The organism is Roseibium sp. LAB1 (assembly GCF_054658235.1).
Window position 1 is genome coordinate 409548 of sequence record NZ_BAAGIB010000004.1, and the last position, 20839, is coordinate 430386.

The following is a 20839-nucleotide window of genomic DNA, read 5'->3' on the forward strand; positions in this document are numbered from 1 at the left end:
CAAGGTTCCCGGTGAAATGCCCTCGCGCGAGGACATCCTCGCGTTTGTTGCCGACAACCCGGGACGTGCGGGCAAACGCGAGATCGCGCGCCATTTCGGCATAATCGGCGGTGCCCGCATTCATCTGAAAAAGATGCTGAAGGACCTGGCCGAGGACGGCCTGATGGAAAAGCGCAACAAGCGCATGATCCGTCCGGGCGACTTGCCGCCGGTCTTCGTGGTGAACCTTGTCGCACGGGACAGGGACGGAGAGCTCATCGCCGCCCCCGTCGACTGGGACGAGGACGTAGGCGTGCCACCGAAAATCCTGGTGCTGACCGGCAAGACCAAGGCCACACAGCCTGGTCTCGGTGACCGGGCCCTGGTTCGACTGACAGAGGCGGAGAGCGGCCCGGAGGCCGATCATGTCGCCCGTGTCATCAAGGTTCTGGAAAAACGCCAGGGCGCGATCCTTGGCATTTTGCGCAAACGCGACGGCGACCGGCTGCCTTATCTTGAACCGATCGACCGCAAGCAGCGGGAACTGGACGTCGACCCGTCCGACCTGAAGGAAGCCGAGGACGGCGATCTTGTCAGTGTGCAGGTCACCCGGTCCGGCCGCTACGGCCATCCGCGTGCGTCGGTTGTCGAACGTTTCGGCACGATGCATTCGGAAAAGGCCGTATCGGAAATTGCACTGCAGTCGCATGGCATTCCGCATGTGTTCCCGGCGGCCGTCGAAGCGCAGGCGGAAAGCGCGGTACCGGTTGAAAAACTTGGCAAGCGCGAGGACTGGCGGCAGATCCCCTTGATCACCATCGACCCGCCCGATGCGAAGGACCACGATGATGCCGTCTTCGCCGAAGCGGACGGAGACCCCGCCAATGAGGGCGGCTACATTTGCTATGTGGCGATCGCCGACGTCGCCCATTACGTTACGCCCGGTTCACCGATGGACAAGGAAGCGAACCTTCGGGGCAATTCGGTCTATTTCCCCGACCGGGTGATCCCGATGCTGCCGGAGCGGATCTCCAACCAACTCTGCTCGCTACGGGAAAAGGAAGACAAACCTGCGCTCGGCGTGCGGATGATCTTCGACAAGAATGGCCGGAAGACCGGTCACAGCTTTCACCGTGTCCTGATGCGGTCCGCCGCGAAGCTCTCCTATGTGCAGGCCCAGAAGGCGATAGACGGCACGACGGACGAGAAGACAGAAACCTTGCTCGATGGCGTCCTGAAGCCGCTCTGGGCGGCCTATGCGGTGCTGAAAAAGGGACGCGAGGCGCGAGAACCGCTGGAACTGGACCTGCCGGAACGCAAGATCAAGCTGAAGCCGGATGGAACGGTCGATCATGTCTATGTGCCGGAGCGTCTCGATGCGCACAAGCTGATCGAAGAATTCATGATCCAGGCGAACGTCGCTGCCGCGGAAACGCTGGAGCAGAAGAAAACGCCCCTGCTCTACCGGATCCACGATGCCTCGACGCCGGAAAAACTGGAAAACCTCAAGGACTTCCTGTCGACGCTCAATATCAAGCTGCCTTCTTCCGGTGGCCTTCGGCCATCCGCGTTCAATGGCATTCTGGCAAAGGTCAAGGACACGCCACAGGCAAACCTCGTCAACGAAGTGGTGTTGCGCAGCCAGGCCCAGGCGGAATACGCCCCGCAGAATATCGGCCATTTCGGCCTCAACCTGAGGCGTTACGCGCATTTCACGTCACCGATCCGCCGGTATGCCGATCTTGTCGTTCACCGTGGGCTGATATCCGCGCTCGGGCTCGGCAAGGACGGCTTGCCGGAAGGCATCGAAACGAAACTGGAAGCCATCGGTGCCGAGATCTCGGCAGCGGAACGGCGGGCCATGCTTGCCGAGCGTGACACCATCGACCGACTAATTGCACTGTGGATGAGCGACCAGATCGGCGCGACCTTCCAGGGCAGAATTGCCGGTGTGGTCAAGTCCGGCATGTTCGTTCGCCTGTCAGATACAGGTGCCGACGGCTTTGTGCCGGCCTCCACGATCGGCCTTGACTATTACCGCTATGACGAAGGGTCGCACGCCCTGATAGGTGACAAAACCGGCGAGACCTACCAACTTGGAGATCAAGTGGAGGTCCGGCTTGTGGAAGCCGCCCCCTTTGCCGGCGCATTGACATTCGAGCTGCAGAGCCATGGCAGCATTGCCGGCAAACAAATCCGGAAAGCCGCTCCCAAGGTGCGGCGCGGCCCGCCGAAAGGCGGACGCAGCAGGACCTCACCGAAGAAACAGGGTCGAAGGAGATCTTCGTGACGGTCCGTTATGAACTGCACGACAAGCTTGAAACGCCGGAAACAACATCCGAAAAGCCACGGCGCAAGGTTCTGCAGGCCATGCTGCGAGGAGCAGGCAATCGCTGCATGAACTGCGGTGAAGGCAAGCTGTTTGACGGTTTCCTGCAGCCTCACCATGCCTGCCCTGCGTGCGGTGAGGAATTTCATCACCATCGGGCGGACGACGCGCCGCCCTATTTCACGATTACCATTGTCGGCCACATCATCGTACCCGGTCTTCTGGCCGTGGAAGTGTTGTGGCATCCCGCGCTGTGGATCCATATGTCTCTCTGGGTGCCGCTGACACTGATCCTGTCGCTGTCGCTTCTGCGACCGATCAAAGGCGCGCTGATCGGCCTGCAATGGGCGCTGTACATGCATGGCTTTGACCCGGACGCGGAAGACGACACTCCCCCCATTCCGGTGCCTTCCGAAAGGATCTCATGACCGGGTCGTTCGAAAAGCAGCTGGCGAAAGACGAAAAAGCCGGAAATTACCCCTACATCCGTCCCAAGGACGCTGCGACGCTACTCATTCTGGACCGCGACGACCGCGGTTCCGTCAAGCTTCTGATGGGCCGCCGCCACATGCGCCATGCCTTCATGCCGGGCAAGTTCGTGTTCCCGGGTGGCCGGGTGGATGTGTCCGATTCCCGCATTACCGATGTCCTGCCGTATCATCCTGCCGTCGAAGCGAAGCTGAGCCGGGACCTGAAAAACGCCAAGTCGGCTGCGCGCGTCCGTGCGCTGGCTCTGGCGGCCATTCGGGAAACCTATGAAGAAGCCGGACTGTTCATTGGCCGGCAGGCGGACGGAAACAGCCTTCACCTCGGCGCCGGCTTCGAGGCCTTCGCACAGCGCGGCATACAGCCGGACCTGAGCGGCCTTCGCATGATCGCAAGGGCCATCACCCCACCGCAGCGCCCGCGGCGCTTCGACACCCGTTTTCTGGCCGTCTGGGCGGATGCCATTGCCGACAGGTTGCCGGACCGCACAGGCCCGTCCGGTGAACTGGAAGACTGCGCCTGGCTGACCTTCGAAGAAGCACGGCAGAAAGATCTGCCGATGATCACCAACAAGATCCTGACGGACCTGGAAGACAGACTGGCCAGGGATCCTGAACTTTCGCCTGCGACACCGGTGCCGTATTATTTCTTTCGCAAAGGCGGTTTCGTCAAACAGGAGCTCTAGTACATCCTGCAGTCTGCTGATCGCGTGAAAGCTCAGCACGACAAGGTTATGTGGGGAAATGCCCTGCCTGACTTCCCTTTCCGGTCTGCCCGGTGTCGGCAAGTCGACAGTTGCAAAGACGCTTTGCCAACGCCTTCCAGCGTTCCTCCTGCGCGTCGATTCTGTTGAAGCAGCGCTGAAACGCAGCGCCTTGAACATTCAATATGCCGAAGACGCCGGCTATCTTGTCATTGCCGCAATAGCCGCCGGCAACCTGAGCCTTGGCCACGACGTCGTTGCCGATACGGTCAATCCGGTCGCGGCATCCAGGAAATTGTGGATGGACACGGCACGATCGGCCGCCGCAACGCACTTGACTGTTGAAATCGTCTGTTCGGATGTGCGTGAACATCGCAGGCGTGTTGAAATGAGGGCCTGTGACGTGGACGGATTGACCCTGCCAGACTGGCAAAAGGTCAAGAATTGCGACTTCCTACCCTGGACGGAACCGCGTCTTCTGCTGGACAGCGCAGTTCAGACTGTGGACCAATCGGTCGATACGATAACTGAGGCTGTGATCGCACTGCGGCAGAATGGCTGACGAGCCTCGAAAAGGCGGCTGGACCGTAGCAAGTGCTTGACTTTCGCGCTGCGATGAGTAGGTTGCGCGCTGATTTCAGACATTGGGGCAGATTCATCGCCAGCCATCTGGCCGCAAGAACTCTTTGCCCGACAACAGAGAACAGGATCCAAGGCCATGGCCAAGGCGACAACAATCAAGATCAAGCTCCTCTCCACGGCTGACACCGGCTTCTTCTATGTCACCAAGAAGAATTCCCGTACGATGACCGAGAAGATGGTCAAAAAGAAATACGACCCGGTTGCGAAAAAGCACGTCGAGTTCAAGGAAGCCAAGATCAAGTAAGATCTGCTTCCAGATGACTTTTAAAGAACCCGCCGGAACCGGCGGGTTTTTTGTTGCCTGAATTTGTTGCCTGAACGGTGGGAAACGCGGGATGCTTCTCCCGTCCCCCCTCTGCCCAAAGCAGTAAACAGGCTGACGGCAGACACGGGAACACAGCTTCAGCATTGCTGCTGACGCTGTTTCACGTTTTTCGGCTGAAATATTAGTGGTCGGCGGGAACACGGCATTCGAGGAGGCCACTCTTCGGCCGGTTCCCTGCCGACCTACCCCACGGACCCAGGAGATGCGGCGGACCTGAGCACTCCGAGGGGAAACTTTATAGCCTGTTTTGACGCTACGGCACTCTTAACCACGTCATTGAGGCGATCAGGGAAAACCCTAATCTGCGGTCACACTACCTGAATGTTGCCTGATTGCAATATTTTCCGCAAAATATGCACAGAAACAATGCCGTTTTAGTAAATCCGTAACCTTAATATGAAGAGCGCGTGATCACGGGTCCTTATGATTCGCAGAACATAACCGCAAGTAGCAACGCCAATCGACCGTGAAACCTTGCGAAAAACTTTACCCGCCGCAGTACTTCAACGGGAGGTCCGTTACGCCTCGCCGAGATAAGCGCGAACAGTTTCCAAGAACTTCGCGACGGAGATCGGCTTGGAAATGTAGGCTTCGCAGCCGCCCTGACGGATACGCTCCTCGTCGCCCTTCATTGCAAAGGCGGTCACCGCGATCACGGGTATGGAAGCGATGTCCTCGTCTTCCTTGATCCATTTGGTGACTTCGAGTCCGGAAACCTCCGGAAGCTGAATATCCATCAGGATCAGGTCGGGATGATGCTCACGGGCCAACTGCAAGGCTTCGATGCCGGTCCGGGTCTGCAATGTATTATAGCCGTGCGCTTCGAGCAGATCATGAAACAGCTTCATGTTCAGCTCGTTGTCTTCGACGATCAACACGGATTTTGCCATATGTCCGGCCCTTTACCCGGCCTGTTGCCGGTCCCATTTTATCTTCGCAGCACTTTTTAGTCCGCGGTAGAACCCTTCCCCGGTCCGCATTAAATTTCTTCTAACCCGGAATCGTTTCAGAAAGGCAAAAAAACACAATGAAAAATATACAGAGCAAGTCATTGTCCGTTGAAGAAGCACAAGGAATTGCTACTGAAGCTCTTCTGCAACTGAGCAAAGACCCGGAACAGATCGGCAGATTTCTCGCTTTTTCCGGAATTGGACCTGAAATGATTCGAGAAGCTGCGGGCGAACCCGGCTTTCTGGCCGGAGTGCTTGAGTTCTACATGATGGACGAAGCTCTGCTGCTCGCCTTTTGTGAAAATGCCGGAATCCGGCCGACCATGATGGCGGCTGCACGCTACGCAATAGCCGGTGGAGACGAAGATCATGCCTGAACCGACGCAGGTTCTGCCAGAGGTTCTGGCTCAGATCCAGGCACTGCCGGTTTCAAGCCGACCGTTGATCGTCTGCGATGTCGATGAGGTCGTCCTGCATCTCATTGCGCATCTGGAAGACTATCTCCATGCGCGTGACCTGGCTTTCCTGAAGTACGACTACAGGCTGACCGGCAATATCGCTCGTCAGGATAACCGGCAACCGCTGTCTTCAGATGATGTTCGCAGGCTGCTCCTCGACTTCTTCGACGAGGTCAGCCACCATCAGGAAATGGTGCCTGGGGCGGGCGACGCTCTCAATGCGCTCTCACTGGACTGGGACGTAGTCCTTCTCACAAACCTGCCCGGAGGTCATAACAAACCGGTGCGGGAAAAATTGCTGAACACGCTCGGAATTTCCTTTCCCTTGCTGACCAATTCCGGACCCAAGGGTGGTGCTGTCGCGGCTTTGTCCTCGGGGCGTCCCGCGCCGGTCGTTTTCATTGATGACAGCCCCACCAACCACGCTTCCGTGCACGCGACGCTGCCGTCCGCGGTCCAGATCCAGTTCATTGCCGACGCCAGGTTTCTCAAAGCCGCTGAAAGGGCCGGCCATATCGACCTGCTGAGTGGCGATTGGCAGGAGACGGCTGCCTTCATCGGAGCTATCCTGCAAAGCTCCAGCCGAAACCAGCAGAGCGGCTGACACCCCGTCCCGCACCGCAGCCGATTGCCACCGCCGTGTCCCAACCCGTTCCGCCATTACGTGCCCTTTGCCGAGACTGCGGTGCCCGTCCCTCCCCGACTGCCGCCCGGTGTACGCGCTGCGGCAGCCCAAGGCTGGTCAAGCATCCCGAACTGGACACACTGGCCATTGCCCATATCGATTGCGATGCCTTTTACGCCTCGATTGAAAAGCGTGACAATCCGGAGCTACAGGACCAGCCGGTAATCGTCGGGGGCGGCCAGCGCGGCGTGGTTTCCACCTGCTGCTACATTGCGCGCATCTATGGGGTGCGTTCCGCAATGCCCATGTTCAAGGCGCTCGAGGCCTGCCCGCAGGCGATAGTGATCAAGCCAGACATGGCCAAATATGCAAGCGTAGGTAAAGAGATCCGCGAACGCATGCGGGCGCTCACGCCCCTGGTGGAGCCGCTGTCCATCGATGAAGCCTTTCTCGACCTGACCGGCACCGAACGTCTGCACAGGAAGTCTCCCGCCGAGACCCTCGCCGGCTTCATACGCGATATCGAAGCCGACATGGGCATATCGGCGTCGGTTGGCCTTGCGCCTAACAAGTTCCTGGCAAAACTGGCTTCCGAACTCGAAAAACCGCGCGGGTTTTCCGTCATCGGCGCGGCGGAAGCCGAAGACGTTCTGGCATCCATGCCCGTGGGCCGCATTTGGGGTGTCGGCAAGGTGTTCCAGCAGAAACTGGAAAGGGACGGCATCCGGACAATCGGACAGCTTCAGGAAATGGATGCGACCGATCTTGCCCGCCGCTACGGCACGATCGGACTGCGCCTTGCCCACCTGTCCCACGGCGACGACAGCCGAGAGGTCACACCCGAACGCGGGGCGAAAAGCATATCCGCGGAAACCACCTTTTTCACGGACATTTCAAGTTTCGACGCGCTGCGCCCCATCCTCCGAGACCTGGCGGAGAAGGTTTCGACACGGCTCAAGAAGGCGGAACTCTCCGGACGCGGAGTGACCTTGAAACTGAAAACCGCGGACTTCAAGACAATCACCCGCGCCCGGCATTTTACCGACCCGACCCAATTGGCCGACAAGATCTTTGCGGCTGGTGAAAGCTTGCTTCAAATCGAAACAGACGGCCGGCGTTTCCGGCTTATCGGCATCGGCGTCAGTGATCTGGAAAATGCCGACCGTGCCGATCCGCGGGATCTGCTCGATCAATCTGCGGAACGGCGAAAAAATGCGGAACTGGCCGTGGATCGCCTGCGCGACAAATTCGGCAAGTCAGCGGTGGAACTTGGCCTCACTCATGCAGCGCGAGCTGCAAGGGAAGCCAAGAAGACGGGCGACAAATAAACGATCTGCCGCCGACATTGTGAAGGAAACAGCCGGGCCCGTTTATTGACGTGGGCAATCGGTCTCGTCGTAAAGCTCCAGGGAAGCCATCTTGCCATGGATGGTGAAATCGCCGTAGTCGAGTTTCAGGTGACCGCTGATGCCGTTTTCATACAGCCAGAAAGACAGCTGGTAGACCGGCAGCAACTCCCCACTTGCGTCTTCCGCGCTCGGGTCGAAATAGGCAACGGTGACGGGCCAGTAGTTCATGCCTGACAGCGGGGCATCCACATGGTCGGCATCGGTCTTTGCGTCGTTGACCGCCTTGGCTCCGATTACGGTTGTTGTCGCGTAAACCTTTTCTCCGGTCTCCGCACCGTCGTAGATATCGGCTGCAACGAAATGCACTCCGGCTTCGGCCGCCTTCAGGATCGTCAGAAGATGCTCTGTCGGAAACAGGACTTCCCTGCCGATCTCAAGCGACTTTTCGGAAGGTTCCTTCAATTCCACGGTGCGCACTTCCTTGCCGTTGCGCGCGGTTCCGCGGGTCGCCTCGACCAGCTTCTGGTCGACAAAGGTCTTGGACAGGAACTGGTAGCTTTCGGCGCTTGGCTCTTCAAAGGACGTGGTCTGAAGATCGGTGATCTGGGATCCGCCTTCAGTATCCTGGAACTTGGTAACAAAACGGAAATTGACGCTGTAGCCTTCACAGGCACTGCCTGAGAAGTCATAGACCATTCTCCCGTTGAGGCTGGCGATTCCGGCCTGCTCCTCGCTGTCACCCAGGTTCATGTCGTAGACGGCACGATGAGGCACGAGTTTAAAGCCGGCAGCGCCGCCCGCATTTGCGTCGACCGCGCCCGGCACCGCGTAGGCGGACACGGCAAGAACGATCGCACCCACGGTCGAGGACACTGACTTCGGAACGCATTGCATCAAAAAAACCTCATTCTTGTCCCGGTAGAAACGTCACCAGGACCGGTTCCACCCATTATGCGGCAAACTGCACAAACCGCCACCGCGAATGCGTAGTCCCACCCAAGGCCTCGTTGGCCTGTTATTTCACAAATCGTCCGCCTAAGGTGGGTGCCACAGCACCCGAAACCAAGCTCCTCCACAATTTCCTTTTACCCTACACGTCCCATTTTGGCCTTGTCACCTTTGCCGAATTACGCCAAGACACGGCAAAAGTTCTCAAACTTGGAGACACCCATGAGCAGCGCTATCGAAGCCCGGCTGAACGACCTTGGCATCACCCTTCCGGAAGCAGCGGCACCGGCCGCCAACTACGTGCCCTTCCTGAAGACGGGCAATCAGCTGTTTGTTTCCGGGCAACTGCCCATGGCGGGCGGCAAGCTTCAGATTTCCGGCAAGCTGGGTGACGGTCTTGGTGTCGACGAAGGCAAGGCAGCGGCCAAGCTTTGTGCCATCAACCTGCTGGCCCAGGCAAAAGCCGCCACCGGCAATCTCGACAAGGTTACCCGCCTGGTGAAAATCGTGGGTTTCGTGAATTCGACCGCGGAGTTTGTCGACCAGCCGCAGGTCATCAACGGCGCGTCCGACTTCCTGGTTGAAGCCATGGGCGAAAAGGGCCGCCACGCGCGTTCCGCAGTCAGCGCCGCGTCCCTGCCCTTCGGTGCAGCAGTCGAGATCGAAGCGATATTCGAGATCAAAGACTGATCGCTTGCGGGGCCTCATGGGCCCCACTCTCCTCCCGATGCCATTCCGGCCGGTGAGGCCTACCCTTTCCAACCGAGCCCGCCGCCATGACACCGGAACTCGAAGCCATCTTCGCCCGCCCGATTGCCCACCGGGGCTATCACGATGCCGACAACGGCGTAATCGAAAACACGCCGACCGCAATCCAGCATGCGATCGACAAGAATTTCGCGATCGAGGTGGATGTTCAGGAAACGGCAGACGGCGAAGCCCTTGTCTTTCATGACTACACGCTCGAGCGGCTGGCAGAAGGAACCGGCAGGGTCATCGATCTTGCGGCCTCCGAGCTGACAAACATTCACATGAAGACCGGAACGGACAATCTCTGGCTGTTGAGCGACCTGTTCGACCTTGTGGACGGCCGCGTGCCGCTGGTGGTCGAGATCAAGTCGCTGATGCGCCGCGACGCGCAAATGGACTTCGTCCGCCATGTGACCGACCAGGTGGCGGCCTACAAGGGACCCGCCTGCATCAAGTCCTTCGATCCGGACATGTTGTCGATCGCAAAGGCACGCAACGCCTCGGTGCTGCGCGGTATCGTCGCCGACGGCGCTGAACCCGGCCCAGACTATGCCCGCTACAGCCGCGTCGACCGGTTCATCCTGCGCCATATTCTGCATGCACCACGCACACGTCCGCATTTCATTTCCTATGGCGTCAAGGACCTTCCCAAAGCCGGCCCCAGCCTGCTGCGGTCCCTGTTCAAGGTGCCGTTGATGTCCTGGACAGTGCGGACCACCGAACAGCGGGAAAAGGCCCGTCGCTTCGCGGACCAGATCGTTTTTGAAGGCTTTGATCCCGACAAGGGGGCAGCCGGCACCGTGCAGAAATAACCGTCGCACGGTCTCCGCCTCTTGCACTGCAAAATGCCAGCGCTACATCAAGGGGATGGTTTCAAACTTTGGTTTCTTCTGACGCATGACCTCTTCCCGGTCCACGGACAACTCCTCCCCGCCGGCAGATGACGGTGGACAGACAGCCACCCTGCGCATTCTGTCTTCTCTCAAGGATGTCTCCGCATCCAGGTGGGACCAGGTGGCCAATCCTGGCTGGCAGGTGTCAGGACGAGGGACCTTGCAGAAAGACCCGAGATGCGAAGCCCTGAACGAGCTGTCAGGGGCACTCGGCGGTGATGCGGCCCCCGTTACGGAAGATATCGAGTTCAACCCTTTCCTGTCGCACGCGTTTCTGGAGGCTCTGGAAGCCTCGGGATGCGCAACGGAAGCGACCGGCTGGTTACCCCGGCACATGCTGCTGGAGGATGGCAGCGGCCAAATTCTAGGTGCCGTGCCGGCCTATCTCAAAAGCCATTCGCAAGGTGAATATGTGTTCGACCACGGCTGGGCGGATGCCTTCTACCGTGCCGGTGGCGACTATTACCCGAAGCTCCAGATCAGTGTCCCCTTCACACCGGCAACCGGCCGCCGGTTCCTGACCGGTGCCGGTGTAAACCGCGAGGCGGGCCTGCAGGCACTTGCGGCGGGTCTGGTGCAGGTATGTCAGCGCTCTGGCGCTTCTTCTGTTCATTCGACATTCTTGACCAAAGCCGAATGGGAAAGCCTGGGTGAGCTTGGATACCTGCAACGAACCGACCAGCAGTTCCACTGGGAAAACCCCGGTTACGACAGCTTTGACGGCTTTCTGGCAGATCTCGCGTCCCGCAAGCGCAAGGCCGTCAAGAAAGAGCGGCGCGAGGCCCTGAGTGGAGATGGCATCGAGGTCGAATGGGTCACCGGATCCGATCTGACAGAGGCCCACTGGGACGCGTTCTACACGTTCTACATGGACACCGGTTCACGAAAATGGGGCCGCCCCTATCTGAACCGCAAATTCTATTCGCTAATCAATGAAAGACTGGCCGACCGCACCTTGCTGGTGATGGCCAAGCGACACGGGCAATACATTGCCGGTGCGCTCAATTTCATCGGCTCCCAGACGCTGTTCGGACGGCACTGGGGCTGCACCGAGCACCATCCGTTCCTGCATTTCGAGCTCTGCTATTATCAGGCGATCGACTTTGCCATTGCCCACAAACTGAAGCGTGTAGAAGCCGGCGCACAGGGAGCCCACAAGCTGGCCCGCGGCTACCTGCCGACCACCACCTATTCAGCGCACTGGATTGCCCACGAAGGACTGCATCAGGCTGTCGCCGACTTTCTGGAGCACGAGCGCCTCGCTGTCGAACGCGAGAACGAAGCGCTTGCCGAACATGCGCCGTTCCGCAAGAGCGATTGACACCAACGCCGCGCATCCTCGTTGCTACAGATCGAGCCGCATTTCATATTGCTGCAGCAGTTCTTCAGAACCTGCCCGACTCAGGAACGCATTTGCGCTTTCATTGGCGGTGTCGACGTTGACAAACCGCAGTTCGGCTTCGCTCACTGCTTCCATCACCGCCTGAAGCAGCGCACGGCCGATGCCCTGACGGCGATGGCTCTTGTGAACTGCAATCTGTGCAACTGCACCATCGGCGAAACTCGCCCCCCAACCCAGAAGCTCATCGTTCCGGCGGATGGCCAGCAGGTGAATGTCCGGGCTTAAGCCCTGGAGGGCATCGAAGCTGTTCTGCGGCGTCGGCAAGGTGTCGAAATAGGCGCTTGTATCGTCCGGCAGTTCCCCCAAACCGATCCGCTCGACAGTCCAGTTCCCGACCTTTGCTGAAAGAGCGTCTGTCTCGACGAGACGGAGCACGCCAAGCGTTCTCTCCCGACGAAATCCGAAAGCCTCATAGGCAGCAACCGCCTTTTCGTTGGTCGTGATGACTTCAAGCTGCAGGCCTTTCGATCCGGCCTCCACCTGTCTCTCGATGACCTTCGCCAGAAGCTGTCGCGACAAGCCGTTGCGGCGATGGGCCGGGCTTGTTCCGACCGACAAGGCATAGGCTCTCTTGCCATAGTGCGGGTTTGGCTCGCTGGAAAACCAGAAGGAGGCAATCTCGTCCCCCGCAAGAGCCACGAAGGAGTGCACTGCAGAAAATCCGCGTTGGCGCTGGAAGTCCCGAAAGTCCCTCTCGGTCAAATGCATCGGCGTAACGTAATCCGAAAACGCCAGGTTCAGGGCGTCGCGAAGCCGCGCGCTATCAAAGGAGCGGCAATCGGCAATCTGGTAAGACATGAAATTTATCCGGAAAAACAGGACGTCCTGACAAAGGGGAACAGCCCGGCAACGTTATACCCGGGCAACTTGCGGCACCAGCCCGGAAAAGGCCGGTGCCGTCTCGGCTTCGACAATGCTTGTCCGGTTAGTCAAACGCCTCCACGACGTCATACATCACGGGCTCGAAACTCTTGCACAGCGAACTGATACGCCGGTTGCGTTCACGCATTTCGGGAGCCCGCAACATCGCCAGGAAATCTTCACGCCGGCGCCACTGCGAATAATTGGCAATGCGGGTCTGAGCGTCGTTGACATGCAGTCCCGCCGCGATGAATCCCGGCTGATGGCGAATGAAATTTTCGTAGGCGTCCTTCAGCTCGTCCAGAAGATCGTAGCAAGTGCCCGGTGTCATCTCGAATGTGGTGATGACGGTCTGGCAGTCGCGGTCACTTGAAATATCGGGCATGGCTCTTCTCCTCCGCGGTTTGTGACGAGGCTGGCACGTTTTTGGCACACCGGCAATATGGGGAGGATTACGTGTGAAAGGTGTCTCGGCCTTCCAACACACGGCCATCGGTCACCCTGAATGACCTTTAAGCGACCGTGCAAGCCGGTTCGATCCCCTCCACCTTCATGGCGTCAACGGCCTGAAGTGCGAGGGACAACAGGTTCTCGAAATGCATTGTTCTGGACGAACCGCACCGCCAGACGAGATACATCGTCCGGCGCATCGGCAAGCCTTCGACCTTTTTCAACAGGAGATCCGGCTCCTTGCCGAATTCGGAGGCGATGTAGGCGGCAGGAAAGAGCGCCAGGCCCATGCCGATCGAGGCCATCTGGCGCAAGGCGTCGAGGCTTGTGCCTTCATAGTCCTGCCGGAAATCAGCCCCCGCGGCATGGGCCAGCGCCTGAACATCATTGTGAAGACGAAAGCCCTGACCGAGCGCAAGCAGCTTTTCACCACGCAACATCTCTACCGGGATCACGTCCACACCAGCCAGAGGGTGTGATTTCGGCACGGCAAGGGAAACGCTTTCCCGGCACAGCACCTGCGCCGTCCACTGATCCGAAGCGGCGAAATCCGGCGTCAGAATGCAATCGAGCGCGCCGGACATCAGCCCCTCTTCCAACAGATTAGGCCTGTCTTCTCGAATGTAGAGTTCAAGCAGCGGAAACTCTCGCTTCAGGATCGGCAAGAGGTAGGGCATGAAATAAGGCCCGAACGTGGGCGAGACCCCAAGGCGGATCAAACCGCCGAGATTGGATTGGCCAACCTGAGCCACTGTCACGATCTCGTCGAGATTTTCGAGTGTGCGCCGCGCAAGCGGCAGCAGTCGTTCACCTGATGCCGTCAGGCTGATACCTCCGCTGCCGCGCTCCAGCAATGTGCAGCCGAGCTGGTCTTCAAGCAGCTTGAACTGCGCTGAAAGCGTTGGTTGAGACACATGGCACCGAGCGGCAGCCTTGCCGAAATGCAAGGTTTCCGCGAGCGCAACAAAATAGTCCAGCTGCCGTGACGATGGCCGAAATCGCATCCCGCCTCCCTGCATGATAGGCAAAATCTATCAAATTAATCGAAACAATGTATTTCATCTATCCTTCCCTGATGACCATATCAAGGGTGTCACAGACACGCCCACGAAAGAGGAGGCAGGCGATGTACAACAGACTGAAGTCGCTGCGCAGCCAGCACAACACCCTGGATGCCCTGATCCGCAGGGAAGAAATGCATCCTTATCCGGACACGCAGCACATCCGGTCGCTGAAAAAATTCAAACTTCGTCTGCGGGATGAAATAGCCCGGATCGAAACCAACCTGAGCGCCCCGCACCTGGTCTACTGACCGGATTCTCCAAACCAATCGGGAGGTCCCGAATGAACCTGTTTCTGCCGTTCTTTTCACCTTTTGCAGCCTTGCATCGCGTCCCTTCAAGACAGTCTCGCCTGAAGGATATCGATGCCCGCATGGCCTCGTTCCTGCGCGAAAAACAGACGTCGGACACCACCTGCCCCAAGGTGCTCGACAACGTCAAAACCGCAAGGAGCACCGTCCAGCACGAGATGGCCACAGCACGTTAGGACTCCGTCTCGCAAAGAAGACGGGTTCTTGGCCCCACCCGGATTTCCGCCATCCGGACCGCGCAGCCCATCAAGCTGGACACCCCGCCCGCAGGCCTCGCGGGCGGGTTTTCTTTTTCGTTGCCTTGCCATAAGCCGCGTTTTTAAACTCAGCCTCAAGACACGCGCATCGGCAACGCCTCAGGGAAACCCCGCATGACCTCATCACCCTATTATGCTCCCAGCGGCGGCCACCCGCCGCAGACACAGCTGCTGACCGACCGGGCCGTCTTTACAGACGCCTATGCGGTGATCCCGAAAGGGACGATGCGCGACATTGTCACCAGCTATTTGCCGTTCTGGGACAAGACCCGCCTCTGGGTTCTGTCGCGCCCCCTGTCCGGTTTTGCCGAAACGTTCTCGCAATACATCATGGAGGTTCAACCCGGTGGCGGCAGCCAGAACCCCGAACCGGACAAAGGCGCCGAGGCTGTTCTCTTCGTGGTGGAGGGAAGCCTGACCTTGACGATCGAAGGGACTTTGCATGAGCTGGAAAACGGCGGATATGCCTATCTTCCTGCCGGTTGCGCATGGATGGTAAAGAATGCAGGGCATACTCCGGTGCGGTTCCACTGGATCCGCAAGGCCTATGATGCGGTGGACGGCCTCGACACCCCGGACGCATTTGTCACCAATGAAAAACTGATCAAGCCAACCGAAATGCCAGGGACAAACGGCAAATGGGCGACCACCCGCTTTGTCGACCCGGAAGACCTGCGCCATGACATGCACGTGACTATCGTTACTTTCGAACCGGGTGCCGTGATCCCGTTTGCTGAGACCCATGTGATGGAACACGGGCTATATGTGCTGGAAGGAAAGGCCGTGTACCGGCTCAATCAGGACTGGGTCGAGGTTGAGGCAGGTGATTACATGTGGCTGCGCGCCTTCTGCCCACAAGCCTGCTACGCTGGTGGGCCAGGCAAGTTCCGGTATCTGCTCTACAAGGATGTGAACCGGCACATGAAACTCAGTCGCGGCTGAAAGACAGACTCAGAAAATGAGTCCGGATACGTCGCCAAGACATTGAAATCGCGAGACTAGATGGCGCTGAGGGTTCTACAGACCTTGGCAAGAACGGGAACGGCATTTCCGCGTTTCCTGCACTCCTTGGCGCAATGGCTTGGGTCCCATGGTCAAGCCATGGGTTGACAATGGCGCTTGGAGTTTGGAAGTCGCTGGAGAGAACGACAAAAGGCGGCCCGAAGGCCGCCTTTCATGTTCGTGAGTGACTGCGTCCGGGGTTACTTGGCCGGTACAGCATCGGCCGGAACAGACGGCTCCGCCTTCGCCTTGTCTTTCTTTGGCGGGCGTACCCGGAAGAACAAGGCGTAGAGCACGGGTGCTGCGATCAGGGTCAGCACGGTGGCAAAAGCCAGGCCTCCCATGATCGTCACTGCCATGCCCCGGAAGAATGCATCCGACAGAAGCGGTGCCATGCCGAGGATCGTGGTAATCGCCGCCAGCATCACCGGGCGCATACGCGAGACACTCGCATCGACAATTGCCTCGTATTTGTCCCTGCCCTCGCCAATCAGAAGGTCGATCTCCTCCAGCAGCACAATGGCATTCTTGATCAGCATGCCGGACAGCGACAGGAAGCCTAGCAGGGACATGAAGCCGAAGGCCGTGTCTGTCGTGAGCAGCGCGATCGCAACACCGTTGATCGACATGGGCACCATCAGCCAGATGATCAGCGGCTGGCGAACGGAGCCGAACAGCAGGATCGAGATGATCAGCATGACCAGGAAGCCAAGCGGCAACTGTGCCCCCAGAGATGCCTGTGCATCATTGGTGCTTTCATATTCGCCACCCCACTCCAGCGCATACCCGGGAGGCAACTCGATGGCCTCGATTTGCGGACGAACCCTGGCGAGAGCCGCGGACGCAGTTTCGCCTGCCGTTGTTTCAGCCTTCACCGTAAGCGTGCGGACACGGTCACGGCGATGGATCAGCGTATCCTGCGGCTCCATCACGAATTCCCGCACCACCTGCTCGATGGGAACATACCGGCGAGCCGTGCTGCTCAAGACCAGCGTATCCGACACGCTCTCATTCACGGAGATCCCATTCTGGTCGGCCTTGCGGGCGACAATCGGGATGCTCTCGTCGACATCACGGTAGGACCCGACACGAATGCCCTCGGTCGCGAACTGCAGGGCCACTGACAATTCCTCGCGCGTCACGCCGGATATCCGGGCCCGATCCTCATCGAAGATCGGCCGCACCACGAGTTCCCGCTGACGCCAGTTGGTATTGACGTCGGCAAGCTTGTTGTCCGGCTTGTCGAAGATCGCCTGTGCCTCGTTTCCAAGCCGCTTGAGCACGTTTGCATCCGGACCGGAGAACCGTGCCTCAATCTTGGCGCCGCCACCGGGACCAAATACCAGCCGCTTGGTGATGATCTGCGCGGACGGGAAGCGCTCGACGAATTTCTCCCTCAGTTCCAGGGCCAGCATGTCGATTTCGTCGCGATCATGCGTTCGGATGATCATGTGGCCATAGGCCGGATTGGCGTCTTCAGGGGCATAGGTCAGCATGAAGCGCGTGGCACCGCCACCCGCGAAACTGGTGACCGTCGCCACGCGTTCGTCGGCAAGAACGATTTTCTCCATTTCCTTCAGGTCCGCTTCCGTCGACCGGATGTCGGTTCCCTGCGGAGACCAGTAATGGATATAGAAAATCGGTGTGTTGCTGTCCGGAAAGAAGGCTTGCTTCACATTGCCGAAGGCCATGACACAGACAACCGTGATCCCTACCAGAGCGGCAACGGTCAACAGGCGCACGTGCAAGGAGCCGATCAGGAACCCGCGATAGGCCTTGTAGAGAAAGCCCTTGTAAGGATCGTGATCGTCCAGATTGCCGGTTGCGGTTCTGAAGAAATATTTTCCGAAGAGCGGCGTGACCGTGATTGCGAACACCCAGGACAGCAACAGTGAAATGCCGATCACGGCAAACAGCGAGAACAGGAACTCGCCGGTCGCATCCGGTGACAGGCCAATGCCGGAAAACGCCATGATGCCGATGACCGTCGCCCCGAGCAGCGGCCACATGGTCTGGCCAACCACACGGCTGGCCGCCTCGATGGCCTTCTGGCCCCGCTGCATGTTGATCATCATGCCTTCGGCAACGACGATGGCGTTGTCGACCAGCATGCCCATGGCAATGATCAGTGCCCCAAGCGAAATGCGTTCCATCTCGATGGCGAAGATCCGCATGAACAGCACGGTTGCCATTACGGTCAACAGAAGCACCGTGCCGACGACGATCGCAGCGCGCCACCCCATGAACAGGGCCAACACTGCGATCACGATTACCACGGAGGCCGCGAGGTTCATGATGAAGCCGTTCACGGATTCATCGACCACGACATTCTGCTCGTAAATGGGATGGATCTGCATGCCGACCGGCAATTGCGCTTCGACATCAGCCAGCTTTGCGATCACGCGATCGCCGACTTCGACAATATTGGTTCCATCGACCTGGGACACGCCGATCGTCACTGCCGCGTGGCCGTCGTGGCGGATCAGCCTGTCCGGACGCTCCGGCTCACCAAGTTCCAGCGTCGCGATGTCTGAGAGGCGGATCATTGCAGTCGAGCCCGCGCGGCCGATGACGAGATCCTGAATCCCGCGGAAATCGTCGAAGGCGGACGCCGTCATGAGACGAATGCGTTTGTCCCCCGAAATGCCCGACCCGTTGGTCTGGATGCGGTTTTCGGCATCCAGAACACTGATCACGTCGGTGAAGGTGATCCCGAGGCCGGCCATCTTGTCCTGATTGACATTCAGATAGATGACGTCCTGCGGTTCGCCGGCAACTTCAACCTTGCCGACGCCGGGCACGGTCAGGAGTTCTCGGCGAATGCGCTTGACCGTTTCGCGGATGTCCCGGTTGGTATAGCCGTCGGCGGTGAAGGCATAGAACAGGCCGTAGACGTCGCCGAAATCGTCGTAGACCAGCGGCGTGCCCGCGCCTGCCGGCAGGTTCCGGACCTCGTCGTTGACCTTTCGCCGTAACTCGTCCCAGACCTGAGGCAATTCCTCGCCGTCGTAGGTCGGCTTGATCTCCACGCTGATGCGCGACAGGCCAGGTTCCGACACGGACGTGATCAGATCCAGTTGCGGCATCTGCTGGATGGACGTTTCCAGGTTCTCGGTGATTTCGTTTTCGACTTCAGCCGCTGTCGCGCCCGGATAACTGGTGATCACCTGGGCCTGCTTGATGGTGAAAGCGGGATCTTCCAGCCGCCCCACGGTGGACAGGCCCCAGAGCCCGCCCAGCAGCGACATGATCACGATCATCCAGGTGTTGACCGGCTTTTGAATGGAATAGCGTGCAATATCCAAGGTTTCTGATCCTCTTGCCTGTCCGGAACCGGATCAGTTCAAACGCCGTACGACCTGGCCGTCGCTGAGATAGGCAACGCCGGCGGAAACAATGTCATCGCCTTTTTCAAGACCGGACCGCACGGGAATGAAGTCGCCCATGACCGTGCCGATTTCGACCGCGTTCTTGGACACCGCACCGGTGTCCTTATCGAACTTCCAGACATAGGCATTGCCGTCACCATCGACGGCAATTGCGCTGGAGGGCACCAGGAACTGTTCGCCGAGTTCCAGGCCTTCAGGCAGAAACTTGACGGTGACCGACGCTGTCATGCCCGGCGAGAGCTGCTCGGCACCATCACGGGGCATCGCAAGGGTGATTCGATAGGTCTGGGTCACCTCATCAACCTGACTGGAATGTTCGCGGTAGGTCAGCGGAAACAGCTTGTCGCCATAGGCAGGAAATCTTGCCTCGATGGAGGCCACTTCGGATTCGGACACCCGCCCGAACAGGGCCTCGGCAACATTGATGTCCACCTGCACTTCGGACACATCGTGAAGGCTCACGACAGGTGTACCGACGCTGACCGTTGTAAAATTGTCAACCAGACGCACGGAGACGATCCCGTCAAAGGGCGCTTTCAACGTGGTGTATTCAAGGTTCTGCGTGGCTTCCTTCAACGTCTCGAGCGCCAGGTCGTGCTTGTTCTTCTGCTCGTCATAGGTGGACTGTGAGATCACCGAACGTTCGCGCAGAGTTTCCAGTCGGTCGAGTTCTCTTTTCGCCTGCTCGGCATTGATCGTCGCCTCGCGCACGGCCCGGTCGTAGTCGGTCGTATCCAGCTTGGCGATCAGGTCCCCCTCCTTGACGTGCTGGCTCTCCAGAACCGGCAGCGCAACGAGTTTACCCGGCACCTGGAAGGACAGGTCGACGGTTTTCACGGCAGCCACCCGGCCTGCGAACCGGCGTTCCAGCAGACCGATCTGGTCAGTCACCGTGAAGATTTTCGCAGGCCTTGGAGCTGCATGCAGCTTGGCTTCCGCGTCCGCCACGGGATCGACTGCGTCGTCCTGGCAGGACGCAAGCATTCCCGCAGTCAACAGAAGGGCGACCCAACGTCTGATTGGGGCTTTGTGAAGTGCCAGCATTTGGTCTTCCGTTCTAGTCTTTGAATTGGGTCAAACGCTTGCGGAGATCCTTGAAAACCGCCGCTCGTTCATCATCTGAAAAAATCGTGACGCAATGCGCCTCGGAGAAATGCAGACCTTCCAGACTGGCCCAGATAGCCCAGGCTTTGCCGCGGTCGGGAAGTTCGGCTTCGATTGCCGCCTTGAGACGCGATTTCACCCCCATGAATGGCTCGCTCAGGTCTGGCCGGTCTGCTTTCGTGGCAAGCATGGCCTGCGCAATATCGCGCTGCTCGCTCAACCAGCCTTCCGTGACATCGATCATCGCACTCAATGTCGGACTTTCAGAAGAAAGGTTCCCTTGCCTCGCGGCAGCCACCTCGGCTTCGAACTGACCGGCGAGGAACTGAACCATGCCCGTGATCAACGCGTCCTTGGAAGGAAAGTTATAAAGCACCCCGCCCTTGGAAAACCCGCTTTCCTCGGCCACGGCGTCAATGGTCAGGCTTTGCGCACCCGAGCGCCTGACGACATCGAGTGCGGCTTTCAAGATTTCCGATTTGGATTCCTGGGAGTTGCGTGTCGAACGCGCTGCCATTTCTAAACCGTCCGGTCAGTACAGTTGAGCGCTTTTATACCGTCCAGC

22 protein-coding genes are annotated in these 20839 nt (G+C 58.8%); 14 read left to right on the top strand and 8 right to left on the bottom strand.

Translation table 11 applies throughout. The annotated features are described in order from the left end of the window. Positions 1 to 16 precede the first annotated feature (16 nt). From rnr to rpmG, 5 genes are all read left to right on the top strand, one after another. Positions 17 to 2269 (top strand): ribonuclease R, encoded by a 2253-nt coding sequence (gene rnr, locus ACYQ54_RS23290; RefSeq protein ID WP_460087252.1) that lies wholly within the window; start codon positions 17 to 19, stop codon positions 2267 to 2269. Beyond that, a complete protein-coding gene (locus ACYQ54_RS23295) occupies positions 2266 to 2736 on the top strand; it encodes a DUF983 domain-containing protein (protein ID WP_460086762.1) in 471 nt (156 codons plus the stop codon). The genes rnr and ACYQ54_RS23295 overlap by 4 nt, the downstream gene beginning before the upstream one ends. Then, the gene (locus ACYQ54_RS23300; protein WP_460086763.1) at positions 2733 to 3479 is read left to right on the top strand and encodes an NUDIX hydrolase; all 747 of its coding nucleotides are present in this window, start codon (positions 2733 to 2735) and stop codon (positions 3477 to 3479) included. The genes ACYQ54_RS23295 and ACYQ54_RS23300 overlap by 4 nt, the downstream gene beginning before the upstream one ends. A gap of 58 nt (positions 3480 to 3537) precedes the next feature. Further along, positions 3538 to 4059: an AAA family ATPase gene (locus ACYQ54_RS23305; protein WP_460086766.1), complete on the top strand. Its 522-nt coding sequence runs from the start codon at positions 3538 to 3540 to the stop codon at positions 4057 to 4059. Positions 4060 to 4215: 156 nt separating this feature from the next. Further along, entirely contained in the window at positions 4216 to 4383 is a 168-nt protein-coding gene (gene rpmG / locus ACYQ54_RS23310) for a 50S ribosomal protein L33 (RefSeq protein WP_055676652.1), read from the top strand. Positions 4384 to 4982: 599 nt separating this feature from the next. Here rpmG and ACYQ54_RS23315 read toward each other — a convergent pair. Next, positions 4983 to 5354 carry a response regulator gene (locus ACYQ54_RS23315; protein ID WP_006934912.1) on the bottom strand — a complete coding sequence of 124 codons (372 nt, stop codon included), beginning with the start codon at positions 5352 to 5354 and terminating at the stop codon, positions 4983 to 4985. A 161-nt stretch (positions 5355 to 5515) separates the two neighbouring features. Between ACYQ54_RS23315 and ACYQ54_RS23320 the strand changes: the two genes are divergently transcribed. From ACYQ54_RS23320 to ACYQ54_RS23330, 3 genes are read left to right on the top strand one after another with little or no spacing between them, the layout of a single operon-like run. Continuing rightward, on the top strand, positions 5516 to 5791 hold the full coding sequence (locus ACYQ54_RS23320) for a DUF3572 domain-containing protein (protein WP_460086768.1): 276 nt from the start codon (positions 5516 to 5518) through the stop codon (positions 5789 to 5791). Beyond that, positions 5784 to 6476, top strand: a complete 693-nt coding sequence (locus tag ACYQ54_RS23325; protein WP_460086769.1) for a hypothetical protein — start codon at positions 5784 to 5786, stop codon at positions 6474 to 6476. The genes ACYQ54_RS23320 and ACYQ54_RS23325 overlap by 8 nt, the downstream gene beginning before the upstream one ends. 35 nt (positions 6477 to 6511) lie before the next feature. Beyond that, a complete protein-coding gene (locus ACYQ54_RS23330) occupies positions 6512 to 7825 on the top strand; it encodes a DNA polymerase IV (RefSeq protein ID WP_460086772.1) in 1314 nt (437 codons plus the stop codon). Between the two features lie 42 nt (positions 7826 to 7867). On the opposite strand, the gene ACYQ54_RS23335 is transcribed toward ACYQ54_RS23330, so the two are convergent. Next, positions 7868 to 8740, bottom strand: a complete 873-nt coding sequence (locus ACYQ54_RS23335; RefSeq protein WP_460086774.1) for a cell envelope integrity EipB family protein — start codon at positions 8738 to 8740, stop codon at positions 7868 to 7870. A gap of 276 nt (positions 8741 to 9016) precedes the next feature. On the opposite strand from ACYQ54_RS23335, the gene ACYQ54_RS23340 reads away from it, so the two are divergent. The 3 genes from ACYQ54_RS23340 to ACYQ54_RS23350 all read left to right on the top strand — a co-directional run bounded on the left by ACYQ54_RS23340 (position 9017) and on the right by ACYQ54_RS23350 (position 11758). After that, positions 9017 to 9484 (top strand): RidA family protein, encoded by a 468-nt coding sequence (locus ACYQ54_RS23340; protein WP_460086775.1) that lies wholly within the window; start codon positions 9017 to 9019, stop codon positions 9482 to 9484. Between the two features lie 86 nt (positions 9485 to 9570). Beyond that, positions 9571 to 10356 (top strand): glycerophosphodiester phosphodiesterase family protein, encoded by a 786-nt coding sequence (locus ACYQ54_RS23345; protein ID WP_460086778.1) that lies wholly within the window; start codon positions 9571 to 9573, stop codon positions 10354 to 10356. An 85-nt stretch (positions 10357 to 10441) separates the two neighbouring features. Then, positions 10442 to 11758, top strand: a complete 1317-nt coding sequence (locus ACYQ54_RS23350; RefSeq protein ID WP_460086780.1) for a GNAT family N-acetyltransferase — start codon at positions 10442 to 10444, stop codon at positions 11756 to 11758. 24 nt (positions 11759 to 11782) lie between these two features. Here ACYQ54_RS23350 and ACYQ54_RS23355 read toward each other — a convergent pair whose 3' ends face one another. From ACYQ54_RS23355 to ACYQ54_RS23365, 3 genes are all read right to left on the bottom strand, one after another. Continuing rightward, entirely contained in the window at positions 11783 to 12637 is an 855-nt protein-coding gene (locus ACYQ54_RS23355; RefSeq protein ID WP_460086782.1) for a GNAT family N-acetyltransferase, read from the bottom strand. Between the two features lie 127 nt (positions 12638 to 12764). Next, a complete protein-coding gene (locus ACYQ54_RS23360; RefSeq protein ID WP_460086785.1) occupies positions 12765 to 13085 on the bottom strand; it encodes an antibiotic biosynthesis monooxygenase family protein in 321 nt (106 codons plus the stop codon). 127 nt (positions 13086 to 13212) lie between these two features. Continuing rightward, positions 13213 to 14154 carry a LysR substrate-binding domain-containing protein gene (locus ACYQ54_RS23365; protein ID WP_460086786.1) on the bottom strand — a complete coding sequence of 314 codons (942 nt, stop codon included), beginning with the start codon at positions 14152 to 14154 and terminating at the stop codon, positions 13213 to 13215. Positions 14155 to 14276: 122 nt separating this feature from the next. Here ACYQ54_RS23365 and ACYQ54_RS23370 point away from each other — a divergent pair, with 122 nt between their 5' ends. From ACYQ54_RS23370 to ACYQ54_RS23380, 3 genes are all read left to right on the top strand, one after another. After that, positions 14277 to 14462 carry a YdcH family protein gene (locus tag ACYQ54_RS23370; RefSeq protein ID WP_460086788.1) on the top strand — a complete coding sequence of 62 codons (186 nt, stop codon included), beginning with the start codon at positions 14277 to 14279 and terminating at the stop codon, positions 14460 to 14462. A gap of 32 nt (positions 14463 to 14494) precedes the next feature. Further along, on the top strand, positions 14495 to 14698 hold the full coding sequence (locus tag ACYQ54_RS23375) for a hypothetical protein (protein ID WP_460086790.1): 204 nt from the start codon (positions 14495 to 14497) through the stop codon (positions 14696 to 14698). A gap of 195 nt (positions 14699 to 14893) precedes the next feature. After that, positions 14894 to 15721, top strand: coding sequence for a bifunctional allantoicase/(S)-ureidoglycine aminohydrolase (locus tag ACYQ54_RS23380; RefSeq protein WP_460086791.1), 828 nt, complete (start codon positions 14894 to 14896; stop codon positions 15719 to 15721). A gap of 260 nt (positions 15722 to 15981) precedes the next feature. Here the strand turns inward: ACYQ54_RS23380 and ACYQ54_RS23385 are convergent, their stop codons facing one another. The 3 genes from ACYQ54_RS23385 to ACYQ54_RS23395 are packed head-to-tail and all read right to left on the bottom strand — an operon-like array spanning position 15982 to position 20791. Further along, entirely contained in the window at positions 15982 to 19086 is a 3105-nt protein-coding gene (locus tag ACYQ54_RS23385) for an efflux RND transporter permease subunit (RefSeq protein ID WP_460086794.1), read from the bottom strand. Between the two features lie 33 nt (positions 19087 to 19119). Then, the gene (locus ACYQ54_RS23390) at positions 19120 to 20214 is read right to left on the bottom strand and encodes an efflux RND transporter periplasmic adaptor subunit (RefSeq protein ID WP_460086796.1); all 1095 of its coding nucleotides are present in this window, start codon (positions 20212 to 20214) and stop codon (positions 19120 to 19122) included. A gap of 13 nt (positions 20215 to 20227) precedes the next feature. Further along, positions 20228 to 20791: a TetR/AcrR family transcriptional regulator gene (locus ACYQ54_RS23395; RefSeq protein WP_460086799.1), complete on the bottom strand. Its 564-nt coding sequence runs from the start codon at positions 20789 to 20791 to the stop codon at positions 20228 to 20230. Positions 20792 to 20839: the final 48 nt, after the last annotated feature.